The 25,351-nt window shown below is 64.0% G+C and carries 27 protein-coding genes; 11 read left to right on the forward strand and 16 right to left on the reverse strand.

Going from position 1 to position 25,351, the window contains the following annotated elements:
- Window positions 1-4: 4 nt before the first annotated feature.
- Complete coding sequence (gene argB / locus AZF01_RS12510; RefSeq protein ID WP_024708322.1) at window positions 5-892, forward strand: acetylglutamate kinase; 888 nt, start codon at window positions 5-7, stop codon at window positions 890-892.
- 43 nt (window positions 893-935) lie between these two features.
- Here the strand turns inward: argB and AZF01_RS12515 are convergent, their stop codons facing one another.
- The 3 genes from AZF01_RS12515 to AZF01_RS12525 form a co-directional block, all read right to left on the reverse strand.
- Window positions 936-2,441 carry an MFS transporter gene (locus tag AZF01_RS12515; protein ID WP_024708321.1) on the reverse strand — a complete coding sequence of 502 codons (1,506 nt, stop codon included), beginning with the start codon at window positions 2,439-2,441 and terminating at the stop codon, window positions 936-938.
- An 82-nt stretch (window positions 2,442-2,523) separates the two neighbouring features.
- Complete coding sequence (locus AZF01_RS12520; RefSeq protein ID WP_024708320.1) at window positions 2,524-4,002, reverse strand: MFS transporter; 1,479 nt, start codon at window positions 4,000-4,002, stop codon at window positions 2,524-2,526.
- Window positions 4,003-4,069: 67 nt separating this feature from the next.
- Window positions 4,070-4,984, reverse strand: a complete 915-nt coding sequence (locus AZF01_RS12525) for an EamA family transporter (protein ID WP_024708319.1) — start codon at window positions 4,982-4,984, stop codon at window positions 4,070-4,072.
- Window positions 4,985-5,258: 274 nt separating this feature from the next.
- On the opposite strand from AZF01_RS12525, the gene AZF01_RS12530 reads away from it, so the two are divergent.
- From AZF01_RS12530 to AZF01_RS12555, 6 genes are all read left to right on the forward strand, one after another.
- Window positions 5,259-5,990 (forward strand): pyrimidine 5'-nucleotidase, encoded by a 732-nt coding sequence (locus AZF01_RS12530; protein ID WP_024708318.1) that lies wholly within the window; start codon window positions 5,259-5,261, stop codon window positions 5,988-5,990.
- A gap of 89 nt (window positions 5,991-6,079) precedes the next feature.
- Entirely contained in the window at window positions 6,080-6,703 is a 624-nt protein-coding gene (locus tag AZF01_RS12535) for an EF-hand domain-containing protein (RefSeq protein WP_024708317.1), read from the forward strand.
- Between the two features lie 223 nt (window positions 6,704-6,926).
- Window positions 6,927-7,778, forward strand: coding sequence for a 2,3,4,5-tetrahydropyridine-2,6-dicarboxylate N-succinyltransferase (gene dapD / locus AZF01_RS12540; protein ID WP_024708316.1), 852 nt, complete (start codon window positions 6,927-6,929; stop codon window positions 7,776-7,778).
- A gap of 94 nt (window positions 7,779-7,872) precedes the next feature.
- Window positions 7,873-9,069 carry a succinyl-diaminopimelate desuccinylase gene (dapE, locus tag AZF01_RS12545; RefSeq protein ID WP_024708315.1) on the forward strand — a complete coding sequence of 399 codons (1,197 nt, stop codon included), beginning with the start codon at window positions 7,873-7,875 and terminating at the stop codon, window positions 9,067-9,069.
- On the forward strand, window positions 9,053-9,637 hold the full coding sequence (locus AZF01_RS12550) for a hypothetical protein (RefSeq protein WP_152534532.1): 585 nt from the start codon (window positions 9,053-9,055) through the stop codon (window positions 9,635-9,637). Before dapE ends, AZF01_RS12550 begins: the two co-directional genes overlap by 17 nt.
- 72 nt (window positions 9,638-9,709) lie before the next feature.
- Complete coding sequence (locus tag AZF01_RS12555) at window positions 9,710-10,177, forward strand: hypothetical protein (RefSeq protein WP_024708313.1); 468 nt, start codon at window positions 9,710-9,712, stop codon at window positions 10,175-10,177.
- A 196-nt stretch (window positions 10,178-10,373) separates the two neighbouring features.
- Here the strand turns inward: AZF01_RS12555 and arsH are convergent, their stop codons facing one another.
- The 5 genes from arsH to def form a co-directional block, all read right to left on the reverse strand.
- The gene (gene arsH, locus AZF01_RS12560; RefSeq protein WP_024708312.1) at window positions 10,374-11,099 is read right to left on the reverse strand and encodes an arsenical resistance protein ArsH; all 726 of its coding nucleotides are present in this window, start codon (window positions 11,097-11,099) and stop codon (window positions 10,374-10,376) included.
- Window positions 11,096-11,515: an arsenate reductase (glutaredoxin) gene (arsC, locus tag AZF01_RS12565; RefSeq protein ID WP_024708311.1), complete on the reverse strand. Its 420-nt coding sequence runs from the start codon at window positions 11,513-11,515 to the stop codon at window positions 11,096-11,098. Before arsC ends, arsH begins: the two co-directional genes overlap by 4 nt.
- Before the next feature lie 76 nt (window positions 11,516-11,591).
- Window positions 11,592-12,338, reverse strand: a complete 747-nt coding sequence (truA, locus tag AZF01_RS12570; protein WP_024708310.1) for a tRNA pseudouridine(38-40) synthase TruA — start codon at window positions 12,336-12,338, stop codon at window positions 11,592-11,594.
- Window positions 12,338-13,276, reverse strand: coding sequence for a methionyl-tRNA formyltransferase (gene fmt, locus AZF01_RS12575; protein ID WP_024708309.1), 939 nt, complete (start codon window positions 13,274-13,276; stop codon window positions 12,338-12,340). The genes truA and fmt overlap by 1 nt, the downstream gene beginning before the upstream one ends.
- 47 nt (window positions 13,277-13,323) lie before the next feature.
- A complete protein-coding gene (gene def, locus AZF01_RS12580; RefSeq protein WP_024708308.1) occupies window positions 13,324-13,866 on the reverse strand; it encodes a peptide deformylase in 543 nt (180 codons plus the stop codon).
- A gap of 167 nt (window positions 13,867-14,033) precedes the next feature.
- On the opposite strand from def, the gene AZF01_RS12585 reads away from it, so the two are divergent.
- Both AZF01_RS12585 and AZF01_RS12590 read left to right on the forward strand, forming a co-directional pair.
- On the forward strand, window positions 14,034-15,218 hold the full coding sequence (locus AZF01_RS12585) for a DNA recombination protein RmuC (protein WP_024708307.1): 1,185 nt from the start codon (window positions 14,034-14,036) through the stop codon (window positions 15,216-15,218).
- Window positions 15,219-15,314: 96 nt separating this feature from the next.
- A complete protein-coding gene (locus AZF01_RS12590; RefSeq protein WP_024708306.1) occupies window positions 15,315-16,214 on the forward strand; it encodes a ribokinase in 900 nt (299 codons plus the stop codon).
- A 58-nt stretch (window positions 16,215-16,272) separates the two neighbouring features.
- On the opposite strand, the gene AZF01_RS12595 is transcribed toward AZF01_RS12590, so the two are convergent.
- On the reverse strand, window positions 16,273-17,214 hold the full coding sequence (locus tag AZF01_RS12595; protein ID WP_024708305.1) for a nucleoside hydrolase: 942 nt from the start codon (window positions 17,212-17,214) through the stop codon (window positions 16,273-16,275).
- 131 nt (window positions 17,215-17,345) lie between these two features.
- On the opposite strand from AZF01_RS12595, the gene AZF01_RS12600 reads away from it, so the two are divergent.
- Entirely contained in the window at window positions 17,346-17,750 is a 405-nt protein-coding gene (locus AZF01_RS12600; protein WP_024708304.1) for an Hsp20 family protein, read from the forward strand.
- A gap of 88 nt (window positions 17,751-17,838) precedes the next feature.
- Window positions 17,839-18,096 carry a DUF1150 family protein gene (locus tag AZF01_RS12605; RefSeq protein ID WP_024708303.1) on the forward strand — a complete coding sequence of 86 codons (258 nt, stop codon included), beginning with the start codon at window positions 17,839-17,841 and terminating at the stop codon, window positions 18,094-18,096.
- A 20-nt stretch (window positions 18,097-18,116) separates the two neighbouring features.
- On the opposite strand, the gene AZF01_RS12610 is transcribed toward AZF01_RS12605, so the two are convergent.
- The 7 genes from AZF01_RS12610 to AZF01_RS12640 all read right to left on the reverse strand — a co-directional run bounded on the left by AZF01_RS12610 (window position 18,117) and on the right by AZF01_RS12640 (window position 25,285).
- Window positions 18,117-18,815 carry a tRNA (guanosine(46)-N(7))-methyltransferase TrmB gene (locus AZF01_RS12610; RefSeq protein ID WP_024708302.1) on the reverse strand — a complete coding sequence of 233 codons (699 nt, stop codon included), beginning with the start codon at window positions 18,813-18,815 and terminating at the stop codon, window positions 18,117-18,119.
- An 8-nt stretch (window positions 18,816-18,823) separates the two neighbouring features.
- A complete protein-coding gene (gene metK / locus AZF01_RS12615) occupies window positions 18,824-20,062 on the reverse strand; it encodes a methionine adenosyltransferase (protein ID WP_024708301.1) in 1,239 nt (412 codons plus the stop codon).
- Window positions 20,063-20,238: 176 nt separating this feature from the next.
- Window positions 20,239-20,652 carry a helix-turn-helix domain-containing protein gene (locus AZF01_RS12620; protein WP_024708300.1) on the reverse strand — a complete coding sequence of 138 codons (414 nt, stop codon included), beginning with the start codon at window positions 20,650-20,652 and terminating at the stop codon, window positions 20,239-20,241.
- A 249-nt stretch (window positions 20,653-20,901) separates the two neighbouring features.
- The gene (gene lnt / locus AZF01_RS12625; protein WP_081725779.1) at window positions 20,902-22,539 is read right to left on the reverse strand and encodes an apolipoprotein N-acyltransferase; all 1,638 of its coding nucleotides are present in this window, start codon (window positions 22,537-22,539) and stop codon (window positions 20,902-20,904) included.
- Window positions 22,508-23,728 (reverse strand): hemolysin family protein, encoded by a 1,221-nt coding sequence (locus tag AZF01_RS12630; protein WP_024708299.1) that lies wholly within the window; start codon window positions 23,726-23,728, stop codon window positions 22,508-22,510. The genes lnt and AZF01_RS12630 overlap by 32 nt, the downstream gene beginning before the upstream one ends.
- Before the next feature lie 13 nt (window positions 23,729-23,741).
- Window positions 23,742-24,248 carry an rRNA maturation RNase YbeY gene (gene ybeY, locus AZF01_RS12635; RefSeq protein WP_024708298.1) on the reverse strand — a complete coding sequence of 169 codons (507 nt, stop codon included), beginning with the start codon at window positions 24,246-24,248 and terminating at the stop codon, window positions 23,742-23,744.
- Between the two features lie 2 nt (window positions 24,249-24,250).
- The gene (locus AZF01_RS12640; RefSeq protein ID WP_161633033.1) at window positions 24,251-25,285 is read right to left on the reverse strand and encodes a PhoH family protein; all 1,035 of its coding nucleotides are present in this window, start codon (window positions 25,283-25,285) and stop codon (window positions 24,251-24,253) included.
- Between the last annotated feature and the right edge of the window lie 66 nt (window positions 25,286-25,351).

Raw genomic sequence — 25,351 nt, forward strand, 5'->3', positions numbered from 1 at the left:
ATCCATGTCATTGTCGGAAAGCGAAGTTCAGGCACGTCTGCTGGTGCAGGCGCTGCCCTATATGCAGAAATACGAGAACAAGACCATCGTCGTGAAATATGGCGGCCATGCCATGGGCGATGCGGAACTCGGCCAGGCCTTCGCCAGCGACGTCGCGCTTCTCAAACAGTCGGGCGTCAACCCGATCGTGGTGCATGGCGGCGGCCCGCAGATCGGCAACATGCTGAAGCGCATGGGCATCGAGTCGAAGTTCGAGGGCGGTCTTCGCGTCACCGATGAGGCCACTGTCGAGATCGTCGAGATGGTGCTTGCCGGTTCGATCAACAAGGAAATCGTGGCGCTGATCAACCAGACCGGCGAATGGGCGATCGGCCTTTGCGGCAAGGACGGAAACATGGTCTTCGCGAAGAAGGCGAAGAAGACCGTCATCGATCCCGATTCCAACATCGAGCGCATTCTCGATCTCGGTTTCGTCGGCGAGGTCGACACGGTCGACACCACGCTGCTCGATCTTCTGGCCAAATCCGAGATGATCCCGGTGATTGCCCCCGTCGCCCCCGGCAATGACGGCCATACCTACAACATCAATGCAGACACTTTTGCCGGCGCGATCGCGGGCGCGCTGCGCGCGACCCGCCTTCTGTTCCTGACCGACGTCCCCGGCGTGCTCGACAAACAAGGCGAACTGATCAAGGAACTGTCGGTGGCCGAGGCGCGCAAGCTGATCCTCGACGGCACGATTTCCGGCGGCATGATCCCCAAGGTCGAAACCTGCATCGAGGCGATCGAGGCCGGGGTCGAGGGCGTCGTCATCCTCAACGGCAAGGTCAAGCACTCGGTCCTGCTCGAGATCCTCACCAAGGGCGGCGCGGGCACGCTGATCGTGCCGTAAACACCGCCATCCCCTTTTTGTGTCGCGCCCCGCACAGGTTGCCTCAGGCAATGTGCGGAGCGTTTTCCTCTGCGACGGGCGCCGCTGCGCCCGGCTTGCGGTCGGCCGGCAGCAGAAGCGCGAGCGCGATAACCCCTACATAGGCAGCGAGATTGTAGATCAGCGCCATGGCGAAGGCGCTGACATAGGCCGGGTGGTTGTCGGCGCCCGCCTGCAGCGCAATGCCGAGACGGGCGAAGAAGATGCCGCTGACGATGGCGATGCCGAAGGCGCCGCCGAGTTGCTGGACAGCCTGCAGCGCGCCGGAGGCCGATCCCGCCTCCTCATGCGGCACGCCCGACAGGACAAGCTGGAAGATCGAGGCGATGGCAATGCCGAGGCCGAGACCGGAGACGATCAGCGGCGCAAACAGCGCCCAGCGCGACACCTCGTCGCCGACGCCGAGCACATAGAGCCTGAGCCAGAACATGCCGACGCCGAGCAGCGCGATGCCGAAGATCACCCGCGGCTTCAGGTAGGTATGGCCGATCCGGCCGCTGATCAGCGACGCGGTGAACACGCCGAGCGAGAACGGCACCGTGGTCATGCCCGATTTCAGGGCCGAGAAGCCGAACCCCACCTGCAGGAAGATCGCGAGGCAAAGGAAGAAGCCAGGAAGCGTGGAGAAGAAGAACAGCGCCATCGAGCCGCCGACCATGAAGTTGCGGTTCTTCATCAGCTGAAACGAGAGAAGCTGCGGCTTCTTGCGGGCATTCTGCCGTCGCTCCCAGAGCACAAAGGCGAGGAGTACGGGAAAGGCGGCGGCCATCATGGCAAAGCACCAGAGCGGCCAGCCGAAGGTGCGGCCTTCCACCAGCGGAAAGATCAGCATGAACATGGCCAATGCGATCAGCAGGATGCCGAGATAGTCATTGCGGGTATCGGCGCGGCGCGGCGTTGACGGCACGAGCTTCGCGCCGGCGATGATGGCGAACAGGCCGATCGGCAGGTTGATCAGGAAGATCGCGCGCCAGCCGAGGCCGAACAGGCTGTGCTCGACGAGAAAGCCGCCAATGATCGGCCCGCTGACGGTCGCGATCCCCGCCATCATGCCGAAGAAGCTGAAGGCGCGGGCGCGCTCGTGCGGCGCGAACATCACCGTCGTCAGCGCCAGGACCTGCGGCGTCATCATCGCCGCCGAAAACCCCTGGAACAGGCGCGCAAGCACCAGCATCAGCGTGGTATGGGAAAGCCCGCACAGGGCCGAGCCGAGCGTGAAACAGGCGACGCCGGCGATGAACATGGACTTCTTGCCGACAATATCGCCGAGCCGCCCGAAGGGCAGAAGCGCGAGCGCAAACATCAGCACATAGCCGGCGACGATCCATTCAATGGCGGAGTTGGAGGCGTTCAGCCCCTCTTGGATCGACGGCAGCGCCACATTGACGATGGTGACATCGAGCATGTTCATGAATACGGCCGACAGCAGCACGGCGAGCGCCGTCCAGCGGCCCGGGTTCTGCTCGGTCGTCGCGCCGCTCGGCGCGGTCTCCGTCTGACTGGAAGCCAATGGGATCTCCGCATCTTGGTTGAAGGGCCGTCACCAATTGGGCGAGGACGGAGGAAATGTCAATTGTCGGCGGGCCCGCCCGTCAGCCAAGCATCATGCCCTCGGGCGCCGGCTTTTCGCCGGACGGCTTGACGGCCGGCATGAACAGCGCGGCGGCAAACACCGTCGCCATGGCGAAGATCATGTAGCCGATGCCGGCGGAAAAGCCGGCGACATAGGCGTCCGCCGTCGCCGCGCCCGCCTGTTGGCGCGCTGAGATGATGGAGAAGAACAGGGCGCTGGCAATGGCGATGCCGAGCGCGCTGCCCGCCTGCTGGATGGCCTGCAGCGCGCCGGAGGCAGAGCCCGCATCGCTGCCGGGCACATCGGCAAGGATCGTCTGGAACAGCGGCGAGGCGGTCATGCCGAGCGAAAAGCCGCAGATGAACAGGGGCGGGGCGAAATCGAGGATGGCGAGATGCCGGTCGGCCCCGAGAACGACGAAGAACAGCATCACATAGCCGGCCGCCATCATTGCCGATGCCGCAAGGATGCGCCCCTTCAGGAAACGGTCGGACAGGCGGCTGTTGGTGAAGGCGGAGAGAAAGGCGCCGAGCGGAAAGGGGATGGTGGAGAGACCCGCCTCGAGCGGGGTGAAGCCGAAACCCTGCTGCAGGAAGAGCGCGAAGGTCATGAACAGGCCCGCCGGGGTCGAGTAAAACACCAACGCGACGAAGCCGCCGAGTCGATAGCCGTGATTGCGCATCAGCGAGACCGGCAGAAGCTGCGACAGGCCCCTCCGTTCGCGTCGCCGCTCGAAGACATAGAAGGCGGCAAAGGCCGGGAAGGCCGCGATGATCATCGCAAAGCACCAGAGCGGCCAGCCGAACCGCCGCGCCTCGACCAGCGGGAAGATCAGCAGCACGAAGGCGGCGGCGACGATCAGCACCCCGATGACATCGAGCGAAGACCGTTCGCTTGATACAATGTCGGGGATAAGGATGCGCCCGGCAATCACGGCGGCGATGCCGACCGGCACGTTGATGTAGAAGATCGAGCGCCATTCAAGCCCGAAGAGGTCGATCGCGATCAGCCAGCCGCCGATCAGCGGGCCGGAGACGATGGCGATGCCGCTTGCTATCCCGAACAGCGAGAAGGCGCTGGAACGCTCCTTGGAGGCAAACATGTCCTGCGCCAGCGCCAGGACCTGCGGCGCCATGATCGCAGCGCCCAGCCCCTGGCAAAGCCGCGCGACCACCAGCGCCGTGATATTGGGCGCGGCGCCGGAACAGGCCGAAGCCACGGTGAAGAAGCCGACGCCGAAGAGAAACATCCGCTTCTTGCCGATGATGTCGCCAAGCCGCCCGCAAGGCATCAGCGCCAACGCGAAGACCATCACATAGCCGGCGATGACCCATTCCAGCGACGAGCTGTGGGCATCAAGATCCTTGCCGATGACCGGCAGCGCCACATTGACGATGGTGGCATCGAGAAGGTTCATGAAGGCGGCCGCGATCAGCACCGACATCGCCAGCCATCGTCCCGAATAGGCCGGCGCTTCCGTCTCAGCCGCCTGCGTCATGCACGTCCCCGTTGTCAATGATCCCTTCCTCATCCTTTGCCGCTCGCGGCCGACAAGTCAATCGCGGCTATGCCAGAAGCAGCGTCAGCACGCCGAGCACGACGAGCGCGCAGCCAAGCGCCTCGGCCCCGGTCATCCTCTCCTTGAAGACGAGGACCGAGGTAGCGAAGGAGAACAGCATCTCCACCTGCGCCACCGCCTTGACGATCGCCGCCTGCTGCAGGGTCATGGCGATGAACCAGCCAAAGGAGGCCGTCGCGCCGACGAAGCCGACCGCGAGCGCCGGCCGCCAGGCTCTTGCCACCTTGGCCAGCTCGGCGCGATCGAAAGCCAGCATGTAGACGAGCATGGCGACCGTCTGAACCGCGATGACGATGACCAGCGTGAAGGCGGCCTGCATGATCGCGTCGGGCTGCGGCAGGCTCGGCGCGAGCGCCAGAGACGCCGCGCGGTAGGAGACCGCAGAAAGCCCGAACAGCGTGCCCGATGCGATGCCGACCAGCGCCGTGCGGGTCAGAAGTCCGCGAACGAGACCGCCAAAGCCCATGTCATTGCGCGACAGCGAGATCAGCATGACGCCGGCGATCGAGATGAGGATGGCCGCGATCGCGGCGAAGGATATGGTTGCGCCGAAGAAGACGAAGGCGAGGACCGCCGCCTGCGCCGGCTCGGTGCGCGAATAGGCCGTTCCAACCACGAAATTGCGGAAGGAGAACAGATAGACGAGAAGGAAAGTGGCGCCGATCTGGCCGATGGCGCCGATCAGCGCCCAGAAGGCGAAGTCGCCGTTCGCCGCCGGCACCGGCCGGTCGAGACCGTAGGCGAGGAAAGCGAAATAGAGCGCGGCAAAGGGCAGGCCGAAGCCGAAACGGGTAAAGGTGGAGCCGAGCGTGGCCATGCGGCCCTTCAGATATTTCTGAAGCGTGGAGCGCATGTTCTGCAGAAAGGCGGCGGCGAAGGTTATGCCGATCCAGAGTTCCATGGGATGAAGACCTTGCGAGACGAAAACCGAAAAGACGAAAGCTCAGTTCGTGCTCGCTCGAAGCCTGCCGCAGGCGGTCTTGCAGAAATTCGCGAAGAACCGGGCCGGCAGGCGCTTTCTGTCCTGCAGGATGATCGCGCCGCAAGGCGAAAAGCTGATCGATCCGGTGTTCATGGCTTCGGCTTAGCACAGTCTCGCCGGACCCGGAAGCAGGACGCCCTGTCCTTGACGGAAATCAGTTCCCTTCCCGCGCCGGCTCTGCCATAAGCGAACCATGACGAAAACACATCCCGACGCCGCCGATTTCATGACGATCCGTGACTGGGTCTTCGATCTCGACAACACGCTCTACCCGCACCATGTCGACCTCTTCGCCCAGGTCGATCGCAACATGACCGCCTATGTTTCAAAGCTTCTGTCTCTGCCGGAAGACGAAGCGCGCGTGTTGCAGAAGAGCTATTACCGCGACCACGGCACGACGCTGCAGGGGCTGATGATCAATCACGACATCGATCCCAACGACTTTCTTAAGAAGGCGCACGAGATCGACTATTCCGTGCTCGAGCCGAACCCGGTCCTGGGCGCCGCGATCAAGGCGCTGCCGGGCCGCAAGTTCATCTTCACCAACGGCTCCGTGCCGCACGCGCAAAAGACCGCCGAGGCGCTCGGCATCCTCGATCATTTCGACGATATCTTCGACATTGTGGCCGCCGGCTTCACGCCCAAGCCCGAGGCCGACGCCTATGCGAAATTCCTCCGTCGCTCCGGCGTGGACACGGACCACGCCGCCATGTTCGAGGATCTGCCGCGCAATCTGAGGGAGCCGAAGGCGCTCGGCATGAAGACCGTGCTGATCGTCCCGCCCAATCTGGAATACGGCTTCGCCGAGGCCTTCGAAAGACTGGACGACGAAACCGCCCATATCGACTATGTCACCGAGGATCTGACGGGCTTTGTCGGCGCCGTGCTGGCCTTCCATGGTGAACGGAATATGAATTACAGATAATTCAGCTACCTTGCGGATAATTAAGTCGTCCTGGCGACGGCGCTCGCCTACCTTCATTTTGTCATCAAGGCAAAACGAGGATTTGAGCCATGACCGTGAAGCATCTGACCCTGACCGCACTCACCGCGACACTGGCCTTCGGTGCGACCGCCATGCCCGGTGCGGCGCGCGACATGCGCGGACCCGCGCCCGTCGAGCGCGGCTATATCTTCCTCTTGAAGAATGCCGACGCCGACAGGAACGGAACGGTGACGGAGGAGGAGGTCGCCGCCTTCCAGAACGGGCGTTTCGCGGCGATTGACGTCAATGGCGACGGCGTGATCACGCCCGGCGAATTTTCCGACGCCCGCAAGGCGAAGATCGCCGAACTCCGCAAGACCAATCCCCGCCCCGGGGCGCGCGGCGAAGACCGCGCCGCAATGGCGAAGGAGCGGAATAACGAGAACCGCGACGGCTGGAGGCCGCGCATGGCCATGAAGGACGGCGACCGCAGGATGAGCCCCGATGGCGAACGTCGCCAGGGCAAATGGGACGGCCATCATCACGGCGCCATGCAGCGCGTCTTCTTCGTCCGCGCCGACAGTGATCGCAGCGGCCAGATCTCGCAGGAGGAATTCGCCGCCTTGTCCGCGAAGATGTTTTCCCGCATGGACCGCAACGGCGACATGGTGATCACCGTCGACGACCTGCCGGATCGCCCGATGCGCTGGTAGACATTCCGCACACGCTCTTTCGACCGTCTCCATCGGTCGCGTCCGATGCGCTTCATCGGCATGCCCTCGCCTCCCGGCGGGGGCATTTGCGTTTTCCGCCGATGAACCTCAAAGCCGTCGGCAAAGATTGACGCACTGGCGCGCCTCGCCTAGAGCAGTGGGACAGCTAGACGCTTGACGGATTCTTCCGCGCCGCCCGGCGCGACATTGACAAGGACGACCCATGACCGACCACGCATCGCTTGAAAAAACCATCGAGACCGCATTTGAAAACCGCGCCGAAATCTCCGTTTCGACCAGGGGCGAAGTGCGCGAAGCGGTCGAGGATGCGCTCAACCTGCTGGACAGCGGCGAGGCACGCGTTGCCGAGCGGCAGGAACACGGCGCCTGGAAGGTCAACCAGTGGCTGAAGAAGGCGGTTCTGCTCTCCTTCCGCCTGAATGACATGGAAGTGGTCAAGGGCGGTCCGGGCGATGCCACCTGGTGGGACAAGGTGCCCTCCAAGTTTGCGGGCTGGGGCGACAACCAGTTCCGCGCCGCCGGCTTCCGCGCCGTGCCGAACGCCGTCGTGCGCCGCTCGGCCTATATCGCGCCCGGCGTGGTGCTGATGCCCTCCTTCGTCAATCTCGGCGCCCATGTCGATGAAGGCACGATGGTCGACACCTGGGCGACCGTCGGCTCCTGCGCCCAGATCGGCAAGAATGTTCACCTCTCCGGCGGCGTCGGCATCGGCGGCGTGCTGGAGCCGATGCAGGCCGGCCCGACCATCATCGAGGACAATTGCTTCATCGGCGCGCGTTCGGAAGTGGTCGAAGGCTGCATCGTGCGCGAGGGGTCGGTTCTCGGCATGGGCGTCTATATCGGCAAGTCGACCAAGATCGTCGATCGCGCCACCGGCGAGATCACCTTCGGCGAAATCCCGCCCTATTCCGTCGTCGTCGCCGGCACGCTGCCCGCCGCCAAGCCGATGGGCAACGGCGCGCCGGGACCGGGCCTCTACTGTGCCGTCATCGTCAAGCGCGTCGACGAGCGCACGCGCTCCAAGACCGGTATCAACGAGCTTCTGCGCGACTGATAAAGGCGAAAAGCCAGAAGGCGCCGCCGGAAAAACACCGCGCGGCGCCTGCCAAGCCCTCGCAACGGCCGAAAAAACATCTAGATATTTCCCTATGAAGCTCTCCGATCCCGTCTCCGTCCTGCAAACGCTTGTCCGCTGCCCTTCGGTTACGCCGGAGGAAGGCGGGGCGTTGTCGGCCCTGGAGGCGATGCTGACGCCGCTCGGCTTCTCGGTCGAGCGGATGACCGGTCACACGGACGGAACGCCCGACGTGGAAAACCTCTATGCGCGGCTCGGGACCTCCGGCCCGCACCTGATGTTTGCCGGCCATACGGATGTGGTGCCGCCCGGAAACGCGGCCTCCTGGCGCCATCCGCCCTTTTCCGGCGAGATCGCAGACGGGCTCCTGTTCGGGCGCGGCGCGGTGGACATGAAAGGCGGGATCGCCTGCTTCATCGCGGCGCTTGCCCGGCTTCTCGACGGGGGCCAACGGCTTTCCGGCTCCGTCTCGCTGCTGATCACCGGCGACGAGGAGGGTCCCGGCATCAACGGCACGGAAAAACTGCTTGAATGGGCGAGAGCGCGCGGCGAGCAATGGGATGCCGCCCTTGTCGGCGAGCCGACCAATCCCGATACGCTCGGCGACATGATCAAGGTCGGTCGCCGGGGATCGCTGACCGGCAGGCTGACCGTCACCGGCACGCAGGGCCATGTGGCCTATCCGCATCTTGCCGACAATCCGCTTCGCGCCATGACGGCGATGCTGGACGCCCTGATGGGCGAGCCGCTCGACCACGGCACAGACCTCTTTCCACCGTCCAACCTGGAAGTAACCTCGGTCGACACCGGCAACGCAGCCACCAACGTCATTCCCGAAAGCGTTTCGGCGACCTTCAACATCCGCTTCAACGACCTGTGGAGCGAGGAGACGCTGAAGGATGAACTGACGTCCCGGCTGAACCAGGCGGCCGCCGACGGGAAGCTGAGGCCGGGCCGCGCGCCGGCGCTGTTTTCGCTCGAATGGCTCGGCCGCGTCAGCCCGGTATTCCTCACCCGCAACGAGCGCCTTTCGGGCAGCCTCGCCGCGGCCGTCGAGACCGTGACCGGCCGGCGGCCGGCGCTTTCGACCACCGGCGGCACCTCGGATGCGCGCTTCATCAAGGATTACTGCCCGGTGGTCGAGTTCGGCCTTGTCGGCCAGACCATGCACAAGGTGGACGAGCATGTGCCGGTCGCCGACCTGGAAATGCTGACCGACATATACGGACATTTCATCGAAAGGTGGTTCGCCCTTGCCGATGCCCGGTGAAATCCTGTTTTACATGCGCGGCCTGTGGCTGCTGATCAAGGGCGATCCCGCCCATACGCGCTATCTCGATTTCACCGAACGCGGCCTGGCGCGTTCGTTCTGGGCGCTTGCCTTTTCCTTCCCCTTCATGGTCGCGAGCGAACTCGTCAGCCTCTCCGTGCTCGTTCCCCGGACCATCCCCGTCGGCGCCCGCGAGATCTTCAGAAGCGCGCTTGTCCAGGGGCTTGGATGGATGGGGCCGCTGGTGGTGCTGGGGCTCGTCTGCATGGTCTCCGGCATGCCCCGCTCCTTCCTGAAGATCGTGGTCGCCACCAACTGGATGAGCCTACCGATCAATATCTTCGCCGCGCTCGCGATCCTGCTGATCGCGACCGGCCTGCAGCCGCTTGGCAGCATATTGCTGCTCGTGTTCCAGGCCGTCGTGCTCGCCGCCTTCCTCGTCGAGATCCGGATCGTCTACCTGCTGATGAACGAGAAGGCGCTGCCCACGGCTGCGGCCATCATCGCCTCGGCAATCACCGCGCTTCTCATCACGGATATCGGCACGCGCTATATCATGGGCGGCTGAGACTGTTCCGGCTTGACAGGATGTCCGCCTGCCGCAATCGTAGCCGCGAAGCATCCCTGGGGGGGCAAGGACATGAAAACAAAGACAATCTTATCCTTCGTCGTGCTTGCGGCGCTGGCCGGCTGCCAGTCGGGGCCGATCGACGTGCTCTACAAGGAGGACAGCACCCGCGCCGAGCGCCAGCAGGCCTATGATCAGTGCTTCATCCAGGCGCTGAAGGACGTGCCGCAGAACATGGTCACGGAAGTGACCGGCGGCTACAGCGTGCCCGGCGTCATCGATTGCAACACCGATGGCGAGAACACGATCTGCGGCGAAGTCGGCGGCTACACCACGCCCGTCTCCAGCTACAGCTACGATACCAATGAGAAGCTTCGAAACCGCGTCATCAACCGCTGCCTGGCCGACAAGGGCTTCTCCACCATCGAACGTCCGATCTGCGAGAGCCGCAACGAGCGCGCCGCCTATTCGCTCCTCCCGACCCAGCCGAATGCCGCCCAAATCGCCTGCGTGGCCGGCCAGAGTTTCGATCCGAACTGAAGCGGGACTTGCCCGGATGGCTGCCCCATGACTCAATCTCCCCCCTTGAGGGGGAGATGCCCCGACAGGGGCAGAGGGGGGTGGAGCGTGCACCAAAGCGCTGCGCCGGAGGTGAGGTCTGTTACCCCCCTCTGTCGCGTTCGCGACATCTCCCCCCTGGAGGGGAGATTGATAGTCGCAAAAATTTCAAAGTACATTACAGCGCCCGCTGATTGACCCGCTTTGACAGTTCCGCGGCGCTCTCCACCCGTTCCGAATAGCGTTCGGTCAGGTAATCGCTGCGTCCGCGCAGGAGCAGCGTGAACTTCATCAGCTCCTCCATCACGTCGACGACGCGGCGGTAATAGGCGGACGGCTTCATCCGGCCGGCCTCGTCGAATTCGGTGAAGGCCTTGGGGACCGAGGACTGGTTGGGAATGGTGACCATCCGCATCCAGCGGCCGAGAATGCGCAGCTGGTTGACCGTGTTGAAGCTCTGCGAGCCGCCGCAGACCTGCATCAGCGCCAGCACCCTGCCCTGGGTCGGCCGTACCGCCCCGGAGGACAGCGGCAGCCAGTCGATCTGCGTCTTCATCACCGAGCTCATCGCACCGTGACGTTCCGGCGAGCACCAGACCTGCGCCTCGGACCAGATCGACAGGTTCCTGAGTTCCTGCACCTTCGGGTGATCATCCGGCGCGCTACCGACCAGCGGCAGGCCATGCGGATCGAAAATGCGGACATCGGCGCCATAGGCTTTCAGAAGCCGAGCGGCCTCTTCCGTCAAAAGCCGCGAATAGGAGCGCTCGCGCAGCGAGCCGTAAAGCATCAGGATGCGCGGCGGATGCGAAAGGTCGTCCGCGGCAAAAAGCCGCGTCCGGTCGATCGGCCGGAAAGCTTCCCGATCCAGCTGCGGCATGTCGTTATCTTCCGGCAGGTTCATGCGGACTTGTCCCTCGCCGGGACGACGACCTCGCCATCCTCCTTCGAAAACCCGCCAATATCCGGATTATCCAGGATCTCCAGCACGGTCTCCGACGGGCGGCAGAGTTTCGTCCCCTTGGCCGTCACCACGATCGGCCGGTTGATCAGGATCGGATGCTCCATCATCGCGTCGATCAGCGCCTCATCGGAAAGCGCCGGATCGTCGAGGCCGAGGTCATCATAGGGCGTTCCCTTGCGGCGCAAGAGATCGCGCACCGGAATCCCCATCTCGCCGATCAGCGCGACAAGACGCGCGCGCGTCGGCGGCGTCTTCAGATATTCGATGATCTCCGGCTCCTCGCCCGACTGGCGGATCATCGCCAGGACGTTGCGCGAGGTGCCGCAATTGGGGTTGTGATAGATGGTCACCGGCATCAGGGCCTCCAATATATCCATAAATCTGGAATTATTGATACATGTGACTGCCGGCGAATGCAACCCAGCTTTCCGCTTACGGATAGTCGACCTGCATGAAAAAAAGCCCTTCGGGCGGGGCGACAGTTCCGCAGGCCCGCCGGTCGCGGGCTTCAAGCGCCGCCTGAACGTCCTCGACGCTCATCTTGCCCTCGCCGACGAGCTTCAGCGTGCCGGCAAAGGAGCGGATCTGGTTGTGCAGGAAGCTCTGCGCCGAGGCGCGTATCTCGATGACATCGCCCAAGCGGGTGACATCGAGCCGGTCCAGCGTGCGCACCGGGGACTTCGCCTGGCACTGGACCGAGCGGAAGGTGGTGAAATCATGCCGGCCGACGAGGCGCTGCGCGGCCTCGTGCATCAGAGCGTGGTCGAGCGGGCGCGGCACCCACCAGGCCCGTTTGAATTCGACCGCCAGGTGGGCCCGGCGGTTGATGATGCGATAAAGGTAATGTCTCTTGACGGCGGAAAAGCGCGCGTCGAAATCATCGCCAACCTCGCTCACCTCGGTCACGGCAATACCGTCACGCGCCAGGCGGAGATGGGCGTTCACCGCATTGAGCAGGGTGAATTCGCTCCAGGTCCGCTCAAGGTCGAAATGGGTGACCTGGCCAAGAGCGTGCACCCCGGAATCCGTCCGCCCCGCGCCGCGGATCGACACATCCTCGCCGGAAAAGCCTTTGACGGCCTCTTCCAGCGCGCCCTGGACGGAGCGGCCGGTCGCCTGGCGCTGCCAGCCGACATAGGCCGTGCCGTCATATTCGACCGTGCAGCGGTAACGCGGCATCAGGCGATGACCGATCCGGCGGGCAACGCATTGCCGCGCAGAAAATCGGCCGCGTCCAGCACCTTGCCGCCGGCCTTCTGCAGCCGCGCGAGCCGGACCGCGCCATCACCGCAGGCAATGGTGAGCGGTTCTGCGTCAAGCACGGTACCCGCCGGCCCCGCCCCCGCGCCGATGCGGCTTTCATGCACCTTCACCCGCTCCGCGCGCTTCTCCGTCGGGATTTCCGTCCAGGCCCCGGGGAAAGGGGCAAGGCCGCGAATGTGGTTGTGAACCTCGGTCGCCGGCCGGGAGAAATCGATCCGGGTCTCGGCTTTCTCGATCTTCCTCGCATAGGTCACGCCGTCTTCGGCCTGCGGGGCCAGCGGCAGGTCGCCGTCTTCCAGCTTGACCATCGCATCCGCCATCAGCGACGCGCCCTTCTGCATCAGCCGGTCATGCAGCTCGCCGGCGGTCATGTTCTCGCCGATCGCGACCTTTCCGGTCAGCGCCACCGGTCCGGTGTCGAGCCCCTTGTCCATCTTCATGATCATCATGCCGGTCTCCGCATCGCCGGCCATGATGGCGCGCTGGATGGGCGCCGCCCCGCGCCAGCGCGGCAGAAGCGAGGCATGGCCGTTATAGGCGCCGAGCCGCGTTCCGGTCAGTATCGCCTCCGGCAGGAGAAGCCCGTAGGCGACCACCACGGCGACATCGGCATTAAGCCCGCGGAACGCCGCGCGATCCTCCTCCTGCCTGAAATTGACCGGCGTGCGGACCTGAAGACCGAGAAGCTCCGCCGCCTGATGCACCGGCGACTTGACTTCCGCGAGGCCGCGCCGGCCCGCCGCGCGCGGCGGCTGCGTGTAGACGGCGGCGATCTCGTGCTCGGCCTCCACCAGCGCCCGCAAGGTCGGCACGGAGAAATCCGGCGTTCCCATGAAGATAATCCTGAGCGCCATGCTGTCTCCTTTCGCGATGGTGAGCGGCCCGGAGCAAAAACCGGGGCCTACATCTTCTGCTGGCGCGATGCCTTGGTGAAGCGCTTGATCACCCTGTCGCGCTTCAGCCGCGAGAGATAGTCGATGAACAGCGCGCCATCCAGATGATCGATCTCGTGCTGCAGGCAGGTGGAAAGCAGGCCGTCGGCGTCGATCTCCTGTTCCTTGCCGTCAAGATCGGTATAGCGCACCTTGACGCGCGCCGGGCGCTCGACCTCGGCGAAGAATTCGGGAATCGACAGGCAGCCTTCCTCATAGACCGAGCGTTCGTCGGAGGCGGTCAGGATGGTCGGGTTGATGACGACAAGCGGGTTCTTCTTCCGCTCTCCTTCGTCTTCGCCCTCTTCCTCGTCCCTGCTGGCGACGTCGACCACCAGCATGCGCCGCGGCACGCCGACCTGTATGGCGGCAAGCCCGATGCCGGGCGCCTCATACATCGTTTCCAGCATGTCTGCGGCGAGTTTCTTCAGGTCGTCGTCTATGCGTTCGACCGGTTCGGAGACCTTGCGCAGCAGCGGGTCCGGCAGAATTATCAAAGGCATCGTTGTCATGGGGCTCTGATAGCGCATGTTGGCGAAAGAGGAAACGGTTTCGTTCCACCGCACGCCCTTCGCGCGGTTCAGCGGCGGACAAAATAACAATGTTCTTGTTTTGATCTTTCTCCCAGATAATTCTATGCTGGTCTCGATTCAAGAGAGGGCGCCTGATGGACAGACTGATGAATGCAATCGCGGCGGCGGACCCGGTCATTGTTCTGGCCGGGGCTGTGGCCCTGCTGCTCGCCGGAGCGGCGCTCACGCTGGCGCTCAGATCCGGCTCGAGCCGACGCTCGGCCGCGCTTGAGCGCGAATTGCACAATCTGGTTCGTGCGCAAACGGAAATGCAGGGACGGATGGCGACGATGGCGGAACTGTTCGGCAGCCGCCAGTCGGAGCTCAACGCCGCGCTCGGCTCCCGTCTCGACGGCCTCTCGCAGCGCATCGGATCGACGCTGCACCAGCAGCACCAGACGACGCATGAAAATCTGCGCCGGCTGCAGGAGCGGCTTGCCGTGATCGACGCCGCGCAAAACAATATCCAGTCGCTCGCCAAGGACGTGGTCGGCCTGCAGGCGATCCTCGCCAACAAGCAGACGCGCGGCGCTTTCGGCCAGGGGCGGATGGAGGCGATCATCGCCGACGCCCTGCCCTCCGGCACCTTCCGGTTTCAGGCAACGCTTTCCAACGGCACGCGGCCGGACTGCGTGATCGACATGCCGAACGGCGCGCCGCCGCTGATCATCGATGCGAAATTTCCGCTGGAATCATGGAACACGATGCGCGACGCTGAGGAGGATGACGCAAGACGCGCCGCCGGCCAGCGTTTCCGCCGCGATCTGGAGACCCATATCCGCGACATCGCCGGAAAGTATCTTCTGCCGGGCGAAACCCAGGACACCGCCTTCCTGTTCGTGCCGTCCGAATCGATCTTCGCCGATATCCATGAACATTTCGAGGCAAGCGTGCAGCGCGCCCATGCCGCGCGCGTGGTGATCGTCTCGCCGACGCTTCTGCTGCTCTCCATCCAGGTGGTGCAGGCAGTGATGAAGGACCAGCGCATGCGCGAGCAGGCGCATCTGATCCAGGGCGAGGTCGCCCATCTGATCGGCGATCTCGGCCGGCTGAACGAGCGTGTCGAGAAGCTCAACAGCCATTTCTCGCAGGCGCGGCAGGATGTCGAACAGATCAGGGTCTCCACCGGCAAGATCGCCCGGCGCGGAGAGCGAATCGGCGCGCTGGAATTCGAGACGCGCGGCGAAAAGCAGGCCGGAAACGGCGAGCGCCCCCTTGCCCCGCGCGACGACAACGACCCGCCCCCTTCCGGCGCCGGGCGGATGAAACTGCGCGTCGTCGACGAGGACTGATTGTCACGGCCTGATCTTGTCACTAAAACCCTCGATGAACGCGCGGCCCGAGGGCCATCATTGCCGGCAAAGGCCCGGGAAAGAGGAGAGACTGCGATGATCACGGTTTTCGGTTCCATCAACATGGACCTTATCAGCACCACCGAACGCCTGCCGGAACCGGGCGAAACCGTGACCGGCACCTCCTTTTCCACCGCGCCGGGCGGCAAGGGCGCAAACCAGGCGCTCGCCGCGCGGCGCGCGGGTTCCGCCGTCGCCATGGCCGGCGCGGTCGGCAGCGATGAATTCGCCACGCCGGCAACGGCGCTTCTGTCGGAGGCCGGGGTCGACCTGTCATTTCTCAAGACCACGGACGGACCGACCGGCACGGCGATGATCCTCGTCGGCGGCGACGGCGAGAACGTGATCGTCATAAACGCCGCCGCCAATGGCACGCTGACCGAAGAGGACGCGCTGGCGGCAGTCGGGCGGATGTCACCCGGCGACCTGCTGATGCTGCAGCTCGAGGTCCCCGCCCCCGCCATCCGCGCGGCGCTTGAGGCGGCGCGCAGGAAGGGCGTGACCTCGGTCCTGAACACCGCGCCGCTGACGCCGGAGGCCGCCGCGCTGGGAGCGCTCGCCGATATCGTCATCGCCAACGAGACCGAGTTCGAACGCCTGGTCGGCGCCGAGGAGCTGGGCAGCGAGGGCCGGATCGCGATGCTGAAAACCCATCACGACAAGACCGGCCAGACCATGGTGATCACCCTTGGCGGCGACGGGGTGATCGCGATGCATGAAGGCGCGTTTTTCAGGATCGACGCGCTGAAGATCGATCCGGTCGACACGGTCGGCGCCGGCGACACCTTTTGCGGCTATCTGGCGAGCGGGCTGGAACAGGGCCTTTCCTTCGAGGCCGCGGCCCACCGCGCCTCGGTCGCGGGCGCGCTTGCCTGCCTCAAGCCCGGCGCACAACCCTCGATCCCGACGGCGGATGAGGTGACAGCGCGGCTGTAGCCGCCGACCGCGCGGCGGCAAACGAGAGCTGCCGGCCCGAAGGCCGGCATGCAGCGCCTCAAAGCCGCGCCAGGCGCTCCGTCAGCAGGGCGAAGAAGCCCGCCGCATCGGCCTTGCCGATCACCAGCGCGTTCCTCTTGCGGTCGGTCACATGCCACCAGTCGATCACCGTTTCGCCGAGCGTCAGCTCGGAACCGGTCTCGATCTCGACATTGCATTCGCGGCCGGAGAAAAGTTCAGGCTTCAACAGATAGGCGGTCACCGAAGGGTCATGCAGCGGGCCGCCGTCAGAGCCGTATTTCTCGACGTCGAAACGCTCGTAGAACCGCAGCATCGCCGCCATCGCCTGGGCGGCCGGGCGGCCGATCGCGTCGATCCGGTCGACGCGTTCCTTCAGGCAGAGCAGCTGATGGGTGACGTCGAGCGGCATCATCACGATCGGGATGCCGGCGGCGAACACGGCCTTGGCTGCTTCCGGGTCGACATAGATATTGAACTCGGCCGACGGCGTGATGTTGCCGCCCTCGAAATAGCCGCCGCCCATCATCACGATCTCCTGCACCCGGCCGATGATGTCGGGCGCTTTCTCGAAGGCCGTCGCCACATTGGTGAGCGGGCCGAGCGTGCAGAGCGTCACGGTCTTTTCCGGTTCGCGCCTCAGCGTCTCGATAATGAAGTCGACCGCATGCATTGGCTGCAGCGCCATCTTCGGCTCGGCGAGGTCAGGGCCGTCGAGACCGGTCTTGCCGTGGACATGCTCGGCCGTCACCAGCGGGCGGTGCATCGGCCGGTCGCAGCCGGCGAAGACCTTCATGTCCGGCCGGCCCGAGAGCTCGCAGATGATGCGCGCGTTGCGCTCCGTCAGCGCCAGAGGCACATTGCCGGCAACGGCGGTGATTCCGAGAACATCGATCTCCTCGGGGCTCGCCAGCGCCAGCATGATCGCGGCGGCGTCATCCTGCCCGGGGTCGGTGTCGATGATGATTTTTCGTGCGCACATTTTCTTCGTCTCTGCCTACATGAAATCCGAGATGTTCGGAATGGAGACTGGCCCGGCGCTTGTCAAGCAGGCGCAGCCTTGCCAGGTGTGCGACCATGCCCCATATCGCAGAAGAGAAACGGAGCCGCCCCATGCCGAGAATCGATCTGCGCATCAATCCGAGGATGCTGCACAATCGCGCCGAGGACGCCGCGTTCAAGGGCGCGTCCGGCTACCCGCCCTTCGACGTCGAGTGGTTTCCCGAGGAGCCTTCGGGCGTGTTCTTGCGGATCACGCTGGCCGTCGCCGGTTTCGATGAAAGCGAGCTCGACGCCGTGGCCGAGGACAATGTCCTGATCGTCAGCGGCAACAGGGAGGAGCGCGAAAGCGGGGAATACCTGTTTCGCGGCATTGCCGGGCGGCAGTTCCGCCGCCAGTTCGCCCTTGCCGACGGGATGGAGGTCGTCGGCGCGACGCTCGACCGCGGCCTTCTTGCCATCGACATCGCGCGACGTCCCCAGGAGGTACGAAAAATTAAGATTTCGGTTTCAGAATAGCCTTTGAAAACACAAGCTTCGGAACCTTGGCGCAGGAAAAGGCCGAAGCTCGCGTTCCCCCTCGCTCAAGACAAGGCAGCCTGACACCATGAAATTCCCGTCCGCGGCAACCTTCCTCAATTCCGACCAGCTCGCCGCCTTCGGCGCCGGCCGCCTCGGCTATTACCGCGCCTTCGAACGGGAAGAAGCGCTCAAGCATTTTCCCGATGCCGAAGGCGTGAAGACTGCCGAGAAGCTGTGGGCCCTTTTCGGCGCCGATGGCACGTTGCTGCTGCTCACGGAAAACCGCACCAGCATCTTCTTCAAGGCCATGGAAGAAGAGCTCAGGACCGTCACGCTCCACTGAGTTGAGGCCGTCCTGTCCTCTCAGATCTTCAGAAACGTCAGATAGGCGCTTGAGCGTCCCTCGCGGCGCGCCTTTGCCTCATAGCGCGTTCCCGGCCAGTTCTCGTAGGGCGTCAGCCAGTCGGCGGACGTCCGCGCCTGCCAGGAAAAACCGCCATGCCGGCGGCAGTGCAGCAATGTCCAGTTGATGTAGGAGTCGATATCGGAGGCGAAACAGAACCGGCCGCCGGGCTTCAGCACGCGATGAAACCGGTCGAGATTGACCTGCGAGACGAAGCGGCGCTTCCAGTGCCGGCGTTTCGGCCAGGGATCGGGATAGAGCAGGTCGATCTGGTCCAGCGATGCCGCCGGCAGCCAGTCGAGCACGGCAACGGCATCATCATCATAAAGCCGCAGATTGTCCGGTTCGGCCCCTTCGACCTGGCCTAGGAGCTTCGCCATGGAATTGACGAAGGGCTCGATGCCGATGAAGCCGGTCGCCGGCTCCTCGCGCACGCGATGCAGCAGATGCTCGCCGCCGCCGAAGCCGATCTCCAGGCGAAGCGTATTCACCTCGGCGGCAAAGAGCGAGCGCAGATCATCGGGCGACGGACCAGAAGGGTCAATCGCCAGCGCCGGCAGCACCTCGGCAAGATTGCGCGCCTGCCGGTCACGCAGGGGCTTGCCCTTGCGCCGACCGAAGAAGGCCTTGCCGGCCTCGTGTTGGGAATTCTCGCTCACGGCGGCGATCAGTTCTTCAGGGCCTGTTTCAACGGGCGCACCAGATCGAGCCGCTCCCAGGAGAACGACCCGTCACGGCCGGCCTTGCGGCCGAAATGCCCATAGGCCGAGGTCTTGGCATAGATCGGCTTGTTGAGGTTCAGATGGCGACGGATGCCGGAAGGCGAGAGGTCCATGGTCGCGCGGATCGCCTTCTCCACCTCTTCCTCCTTGATCTTGCCGGTTCCGTGCAGATCGACATAGATGGACAGCGGCTGCGACACGCCGATGGCATAGGCCAGCTGGATCGTGCATTTTTCCGCAAGATTGGCGGCCACCACGTTCTTGGCGAGATAGCGCGCGGCATAGGCGGCCGAGCGGTCCACCTTGGTCGTGTCCTTGCCGGAAAACGCCCCGCCGCCATGGGGCGCGGCCCCGCCATAGGTGTCGACGATGATCTTGCGGCCGGTCAGACCTGCATCGCCGTCCGGACCGCCGATGACGAACTTGCCGGTCGGGTTGATGTACCAGACGCAGTCATCGGAGATCGGCAACTCGCCCAGCGCCTCGCGGATATAGGGCTCGACGACGTCCCGCACCTTCGCCGAATCCCAGCTTTCGTCCAGATGCTGCGTCGACAGCACGATCGAGGTCACCTCGGCGGCCTTGCCGTTATGGTAGCGCACGGTCACCTGGCTCTTGGCATCAGGACCCAGAAGCGCGACCTCGCCCTCGCCGGCCTTACGGGCCTCGGAAAGCGTCTGGAGGATACGGTGGGCATAGTAGATCGGCGCCGGCATCAGTTCCGGCGTCTCCCGGCAGGCGAAGCCGAACATGATGCCCTGGTCGCCCGCGCCCTCGTCGCCCTGCCTGTCGGAAGCATTGTCGACCCCTTGGGCGATATGCGCCGACTGCGCATGCAGCAGCACGTCGATGCGCACCGTCTTCCAGTGAAAACCGTCCTGCTCGTAGCCGATATTGCGGATCGCCCGGCGCGCGGCGGACTTGAAGCGCGAGGGGTTGACGATCTCGTTGCCGTTCTTGTCCTTCTTCATCAGGCTCGGCGGCAAGCGCACCTCGCCCGCGATGACCACCCGGTTGGTCGTCGCCAGCGTCTCGCAGGCGACCCGGACCGACCACGGGTCAACCCCGGTCTTGACCGCCTCCCGGTAGATCAGGTCGACGATCTCATCAGAAATCCGGTCACAGACCTTGTCGGGATGTCCTTCGGAGACGGATTCGCTGGTGAAGAAGTAGTTGGTGCGCATCGGGATTCCCCACATAGAAATTGGCCCGATTTTGTTAGACGCTTCGCCGCGAAATGACAAGCGCACAACAATATAACTATATCTTTATATCCCGCGAAAACGCGGAAAAAACGCACGAAAACGGCCCGGAAGGCAGTCTGGTGCCTTCCGGGCGGTGTTCCTGCGCGCGAAAAGCCCTATTCGGCTTCCTCGGCCAGCGACTTGACGAGGTCGACCAGTTTGCGGCGTACTTTCGCGTCTCCGATCTTGACAAAAGCGCGGTTGAGCTGGAGACCTTCCGAGGACGACAGAAAGTCGACCACGTAGCTGGAGCTCGACGCTTCGGCCATCCCCGAAGCATTCGGCCCCTGATCGCCTGGCGCATCCTCGAAGAAGAAGGAAACCGGGACGTTCAGGATCGTCGAAATGTTCTGGAGACGGCTGGCACCGACGCGATTGGTGCCCTTTTCGTATTTCTGGATCTGCTGGAATGTGATCCCAAGGCTCTCGCCAAGCTTTTCCTGGCTCATGCCCAACATGGTACGGCGCAACCTGATCCGACTCCCGACGTGAATGTCGATGGGGTTCGGCTTTTTTTTGTTTTCTGTCATTTTCCATCCTACTTTAACCAGCTTGACAACTGACCCCGATGCCAAAGCCTGATGGCATCAACACAACCATCAGAGTGGGGCAACAAAAAGCCCTAGTTGAAAACCAAGCGGTTTCACTATGCAATTTTGGGGTATTGCGGTCAATTCTGCGCCAAATATAAAACCATGGGATGAATAAATGGCTCCTAATGAAGCGATTGTTGTCACACGCTAGGATTTAGTTTTCCACCTTAACACACCCATCGCAACCTAAGGAAGCAAAACCGGCACGTCCAGAATTCCGGGTTCGTCAAAAGGCAGCCGTCGCACGACGTTTCCGCGCGAATCAATGACAGCGGTAACACCATTTTCGCCGGCCCGAATCAGCGTTTTTCCGGTCTCCACCGCACGAAGACGGGCCTGCGCGAAATGCTGGTATGGTCCCGGCGTGCGTCCGAACCAGGCGTCGTAGGTCAGGTTCAAGAGGGCCGCCGCCTCACCGGTCTTGCCGTCGACCAGACGCGGAAAAATCGCTTCGTAGCAGACCAGCGGGAAAAGCGTCAGGCCGTCCGGCAAAAGCAGCATCTGCCGGTTTTCCGCCGGCACATAGCTGCCGGGCAGCGTGGTCAGCGCCTGCAGACCGATCGCGCGAAAGAAATCCTCAAAGGGCAGATACTCGCCAAAGGGCACCAGATGCGTCTTGCCGGCCACCGACACCGTCCGGCCGGCATCATCGAGCACATAGATGGCGTTGTAGAATTCCGGCCAACCATCGGGCTTTCGCCCGGCAAAGCGGGCCGCGCCGAGGATCAGCGTCTGTCCGGGTCGCAGCAATTCACCGATGGCCGTGCGCGCGTCAGGCCGCTCCTCGAGCAGAAAGGGCAGCGTGCTTTCCGGCCAGACAATCACGTCCGGCTCCGCCGCTCCCGGCTCGCCCGGCGCGCTCGAAAGCGCGATCAGGCGGGCAAAGATCTCCGCCCGGCCTTCCGGCGAACGCCACGCGGCATCGCCGATCGCCGGCTGGACGAGGCGGAAATTGACGACCCTGCCGGCGCTCGGACCGGCGGCATTGAGCCGGTGATAGCCATAACCGAGATCGGCTGCAACCAGAAGGATCGCCGCGACAAGCCCGGCGCGCCGCCCCCGTCGATCGGAAAGCAGCGCCGGGCTCGCGAAGACGAAGACGGCAAGACCGCCCATGACGTAAAGCCCTGTCAGCCGGATCGACTGCATGAAGAGCGGCGTCGGCATGGCGGTATAGGCAATCGCGTTCCAGGGGAAGCCGGTCGCCACGTGGCCGCGCAGCCATTCGGCCACAATCATGGCGACTGCGAGAGCCACAAGGCGCGAGGGACCCGGCCGCCAGACGAGCGCCGCAAGCGCGCCGGCGAGCCCGTAAAACAGCGCAAGCATGGCCGGAAAGCCGAGAACGGCCAGGGGAAGCGCCCAGGCATAGAGCCCGGCATCCTTCAAAAGGGCGACGCCGAGCCACCAGAGGCCAAAAACGAAATAGCCGAAGCCGAACCACCAGAGCGCTGCAAAGCCGGAAACCATGCGCGCACGGCCGCGTTTTTCCAACAGCGCCCCGTCCATCAGCCACACCAGGGCGGGCATGGTGATGAACATGACGGGCATCACACCGAAAGGCGCCAGCGCGAAGGTCGAAACAGCGCCACAGGCAAAGAGCGCCAGTCGCCGGCGCCAGGGACCGAGTTCCCGTAAAAAACACGCCGGCTTCAAGATAGGCTTCCACCCTGTTTGCGTATGGCAGCGCCAGAGCGCCGCGCGTCCATTTGGACGCACAAAGGACGCTCCAGGCAATTGGTTCGACGCATCGTGCTTTCCGAAGACCGATTCCGATTGTCGGGCCGATGCGCTAGTCCCGGTCTGCGGTCTCGGTATACTCATCCGCAAGGTTGGAGGCCGCCTGCTCGCCCTGTTCCGTTCCGCGCGGTTCGTCCTGTACGGGAAGGCCAGTGCGGGCCTGAGCCGCCGAGCGGCGGCGGGCGGGGCCGCGCTTGCGCAGGATCCGGACCCGACGGATGCGGCGCGGATCGGCATCGAGAATATGCACCTCGAAACCGGGGAGCGCCTGGATCACCTCGCCGCGCGCCGGGATCCTACCGATGGCGGAGAAGATCAGGCCGCCGAGCGTGTCGACGTCCTCGGCATGCTCGCCGATCTCGAAATCCGGACCGATGGCCTCGGCGATATCCTCGAGCTCGACGCGGGCATCCGCCAGGAACACGTCCTCGGAGACGCGCGTGAACATCGCCTCCTCGCTGTCATGCTCGTCGTCGATCTCGCCGATCACCATCTCCACGATGTCCTCGTGGGAGACGAGCCCGTCGGTCCCGCCATATTCATCGATGACCAGCGCCATCTGCGTGCGCCCCGCCTGCATGCGCTGCAGAAGGTCGGAGGCGAGCATGGAGGGCGGCACGAACAGAACCGGACGGATGATGCCGGCCTCGGCCACCGTCTTGTCGAGATTGACCTTGCCGAGGTCGAGCGGGTTTTGCGCCGGGCGCGGCTGGCGTTCGGCGGGTTTGACCTCTCCGCCCTTGGCTACGCCCGTTTTCGAGGCGTCGCGCGCATTGGCCGCGCGCGCGCGCCGACGCCCGCGCGCCTGCTTGGACAGATAGGCCAGCAGGTCGCGGATATGCACCATGCCGCGCGGGTCATCCAGCGTCTCGCAGAACACCGGCATGCGCGAGTGGCCGCAATTCTCGAAGATCAGCAAAAGGTCGCCGATCGTCGTGCTCTGCTCCACCGCGTCGATATCGGCGCGCGGCACCATCACGTCCTCGACCCGGACCTCGCGGAAGCTGAGAATGTTATTGAGCATGGCCCGTTCTTCGGGCGAGAAGTCGCTGTCGCCGGCGCTTTCCGTCGAAAGCGCGTCCTCAAGGTCCTCGCGCAGTCGCGAGACCGCATTTCCGTTGCGCCGGAAGCGCAGCAGAAGCCCCCGCAGCGGCGAGCCTGTGTGTTTGTGAGTGCTCTTGTCCGAAACCGGACTGTTAGGCTCGTCTGGCGAGGATCCGTCTTCGGCATCCTGACCGCTTTCTGAAAGCGGCGCGATCTGTTGCTGGTTCATCGTTCCTTGGGCGTTAGAGAGGGTCGCTGCCCTGATAGGGATCAGATAGGTCAAGTGTGGCAAGAATGCGAGTCTCGAGCCCCTCCATGACCTCCGCCTCTTCGTTTTCCATGTGATCATACCCCAAAAGATGCAGAAATCCATGCACCAGAAGATGGGTGAGATGATCGTCGAAGCTCTTGTCGAGCGTTTCGGCCTCGCGCGCCACCGTCTCATGGGCAATCACGATATCGCCGAGCATCGGCCCCGGCATCTCGCCGGGGGTCACCGGAAAGGCCGGAAAGGAGAGCACATTCGTGGCGCTGTCCTTGTTGCGCCATTCCGCGTTGATCTCCCGGATCGTCGCGTCATCGGCAAAGACCAGCGACAGTTCAGCAGGGCTATCCGGAAAGGGCTGCCCTTCGCGTTCCGAAAGATAGGCGGACGCCGCCCCGATAACGCGGGCGACGATCGCCGCAAGCGCTTCCTCCTCGGGCCAGCCGCCGGCTTCGCGGCTGACCTGATAGTCGAACTCCGGCATGGTCAGTCGTCTTTTCCGCCGGCGGCAGACGGCACGAGACGCCCCTCATAGGCCGCGACGATGCGGGCGACGAGCGGGTGGCGAACGACGTCCTTGTCGGTAAACCTGTTGGTCGACACGCCTTCCACCCCGTCAAGCACCGAAAGCGCCTCGACGAGGCCGGACTTGACGCCGCGCGGCAGGTCGACCTGGCTCGGATCGCCGGTGACGACCATGCGCGAATTCTCGCCAAGCCGCGTCAGGAACATCTTCATCTGCATCGACGTCGTGTTCTGCGCCTCATCGAGAATGACCGCCGCATTGGTGAGCGTGCGCCCGCGCATGAAGGCCAGCGGCGCAATCTCGATCACGCCCGCCGTCATCGCCCGTTCCACCCGCTCGCCGGGGATCATGTCGTAGAGCGCGTCATAAAGCGGCCTGAGATAGGGATCGACCTTCTCCTTCATGTCGCCGGGCAGGAAGCCGAGCCGCTCGCCCGCTTCCACGGCCGGGCGCGACAGGATGATCTTCTCGATCGCGCCGCGTTCCAGAAGCTGCGCGGCGTGGGCAACGGCCAGATAGGTCTTGCCGGTGCCCGCCGGGCCGACCCCGAACACCAGCTCATTGCGCTCCATTGCGCGGATATAGGCATCCTGCGCCGGCGTTCTGGCGGCGATCGACTTCTTGCGCGTCGAAATCTGCGACATGGAAAGCCGCGCCTTGCGCTCCAGCGTCGGCAGGGTCAACTGGTCGTCTGCGGCCTGCGCCATGCGGATCGCCCCCTCGACATCGGATTTTTCCAAGGATGACCCTTTCTGAAGCTGGTCGTAGAGATAGTCGAGCGCCCGACGCGCCTGATGCGTGGCCAGCGTCGAGCCGGAAAGCGAAACCGAATTGCCGCGCGCGACAGCCGTGACGGAAAGCTGCTTCTCCAGCAATTTCAGGTGCTCGTCGAACTGGCCGAACAATTCGCTGGCGTGGCGGTTGTTCTCGAAGGTCAGGACAAAATGGCTGGCCTCGGCGGTCGGCCCTGCCTGGATTTCATGCTTTGCAACCATTTCAGTAGCGTTCAAGCGGTCCGGCTCCCTGGAAAAAGAAAATGACATCGCCTGCCGGTGTCTGAC

The sequence above is a fragment of the Martelella sp. AD-3 genome, from assembly GCF_001578105.1.
Taxonomy (GTDB): domain Bacteria; phylum Pseudomonadota; class Alphaproteobacteria; order Rhizobiales; family Rhizobiaceae; genus Martelella.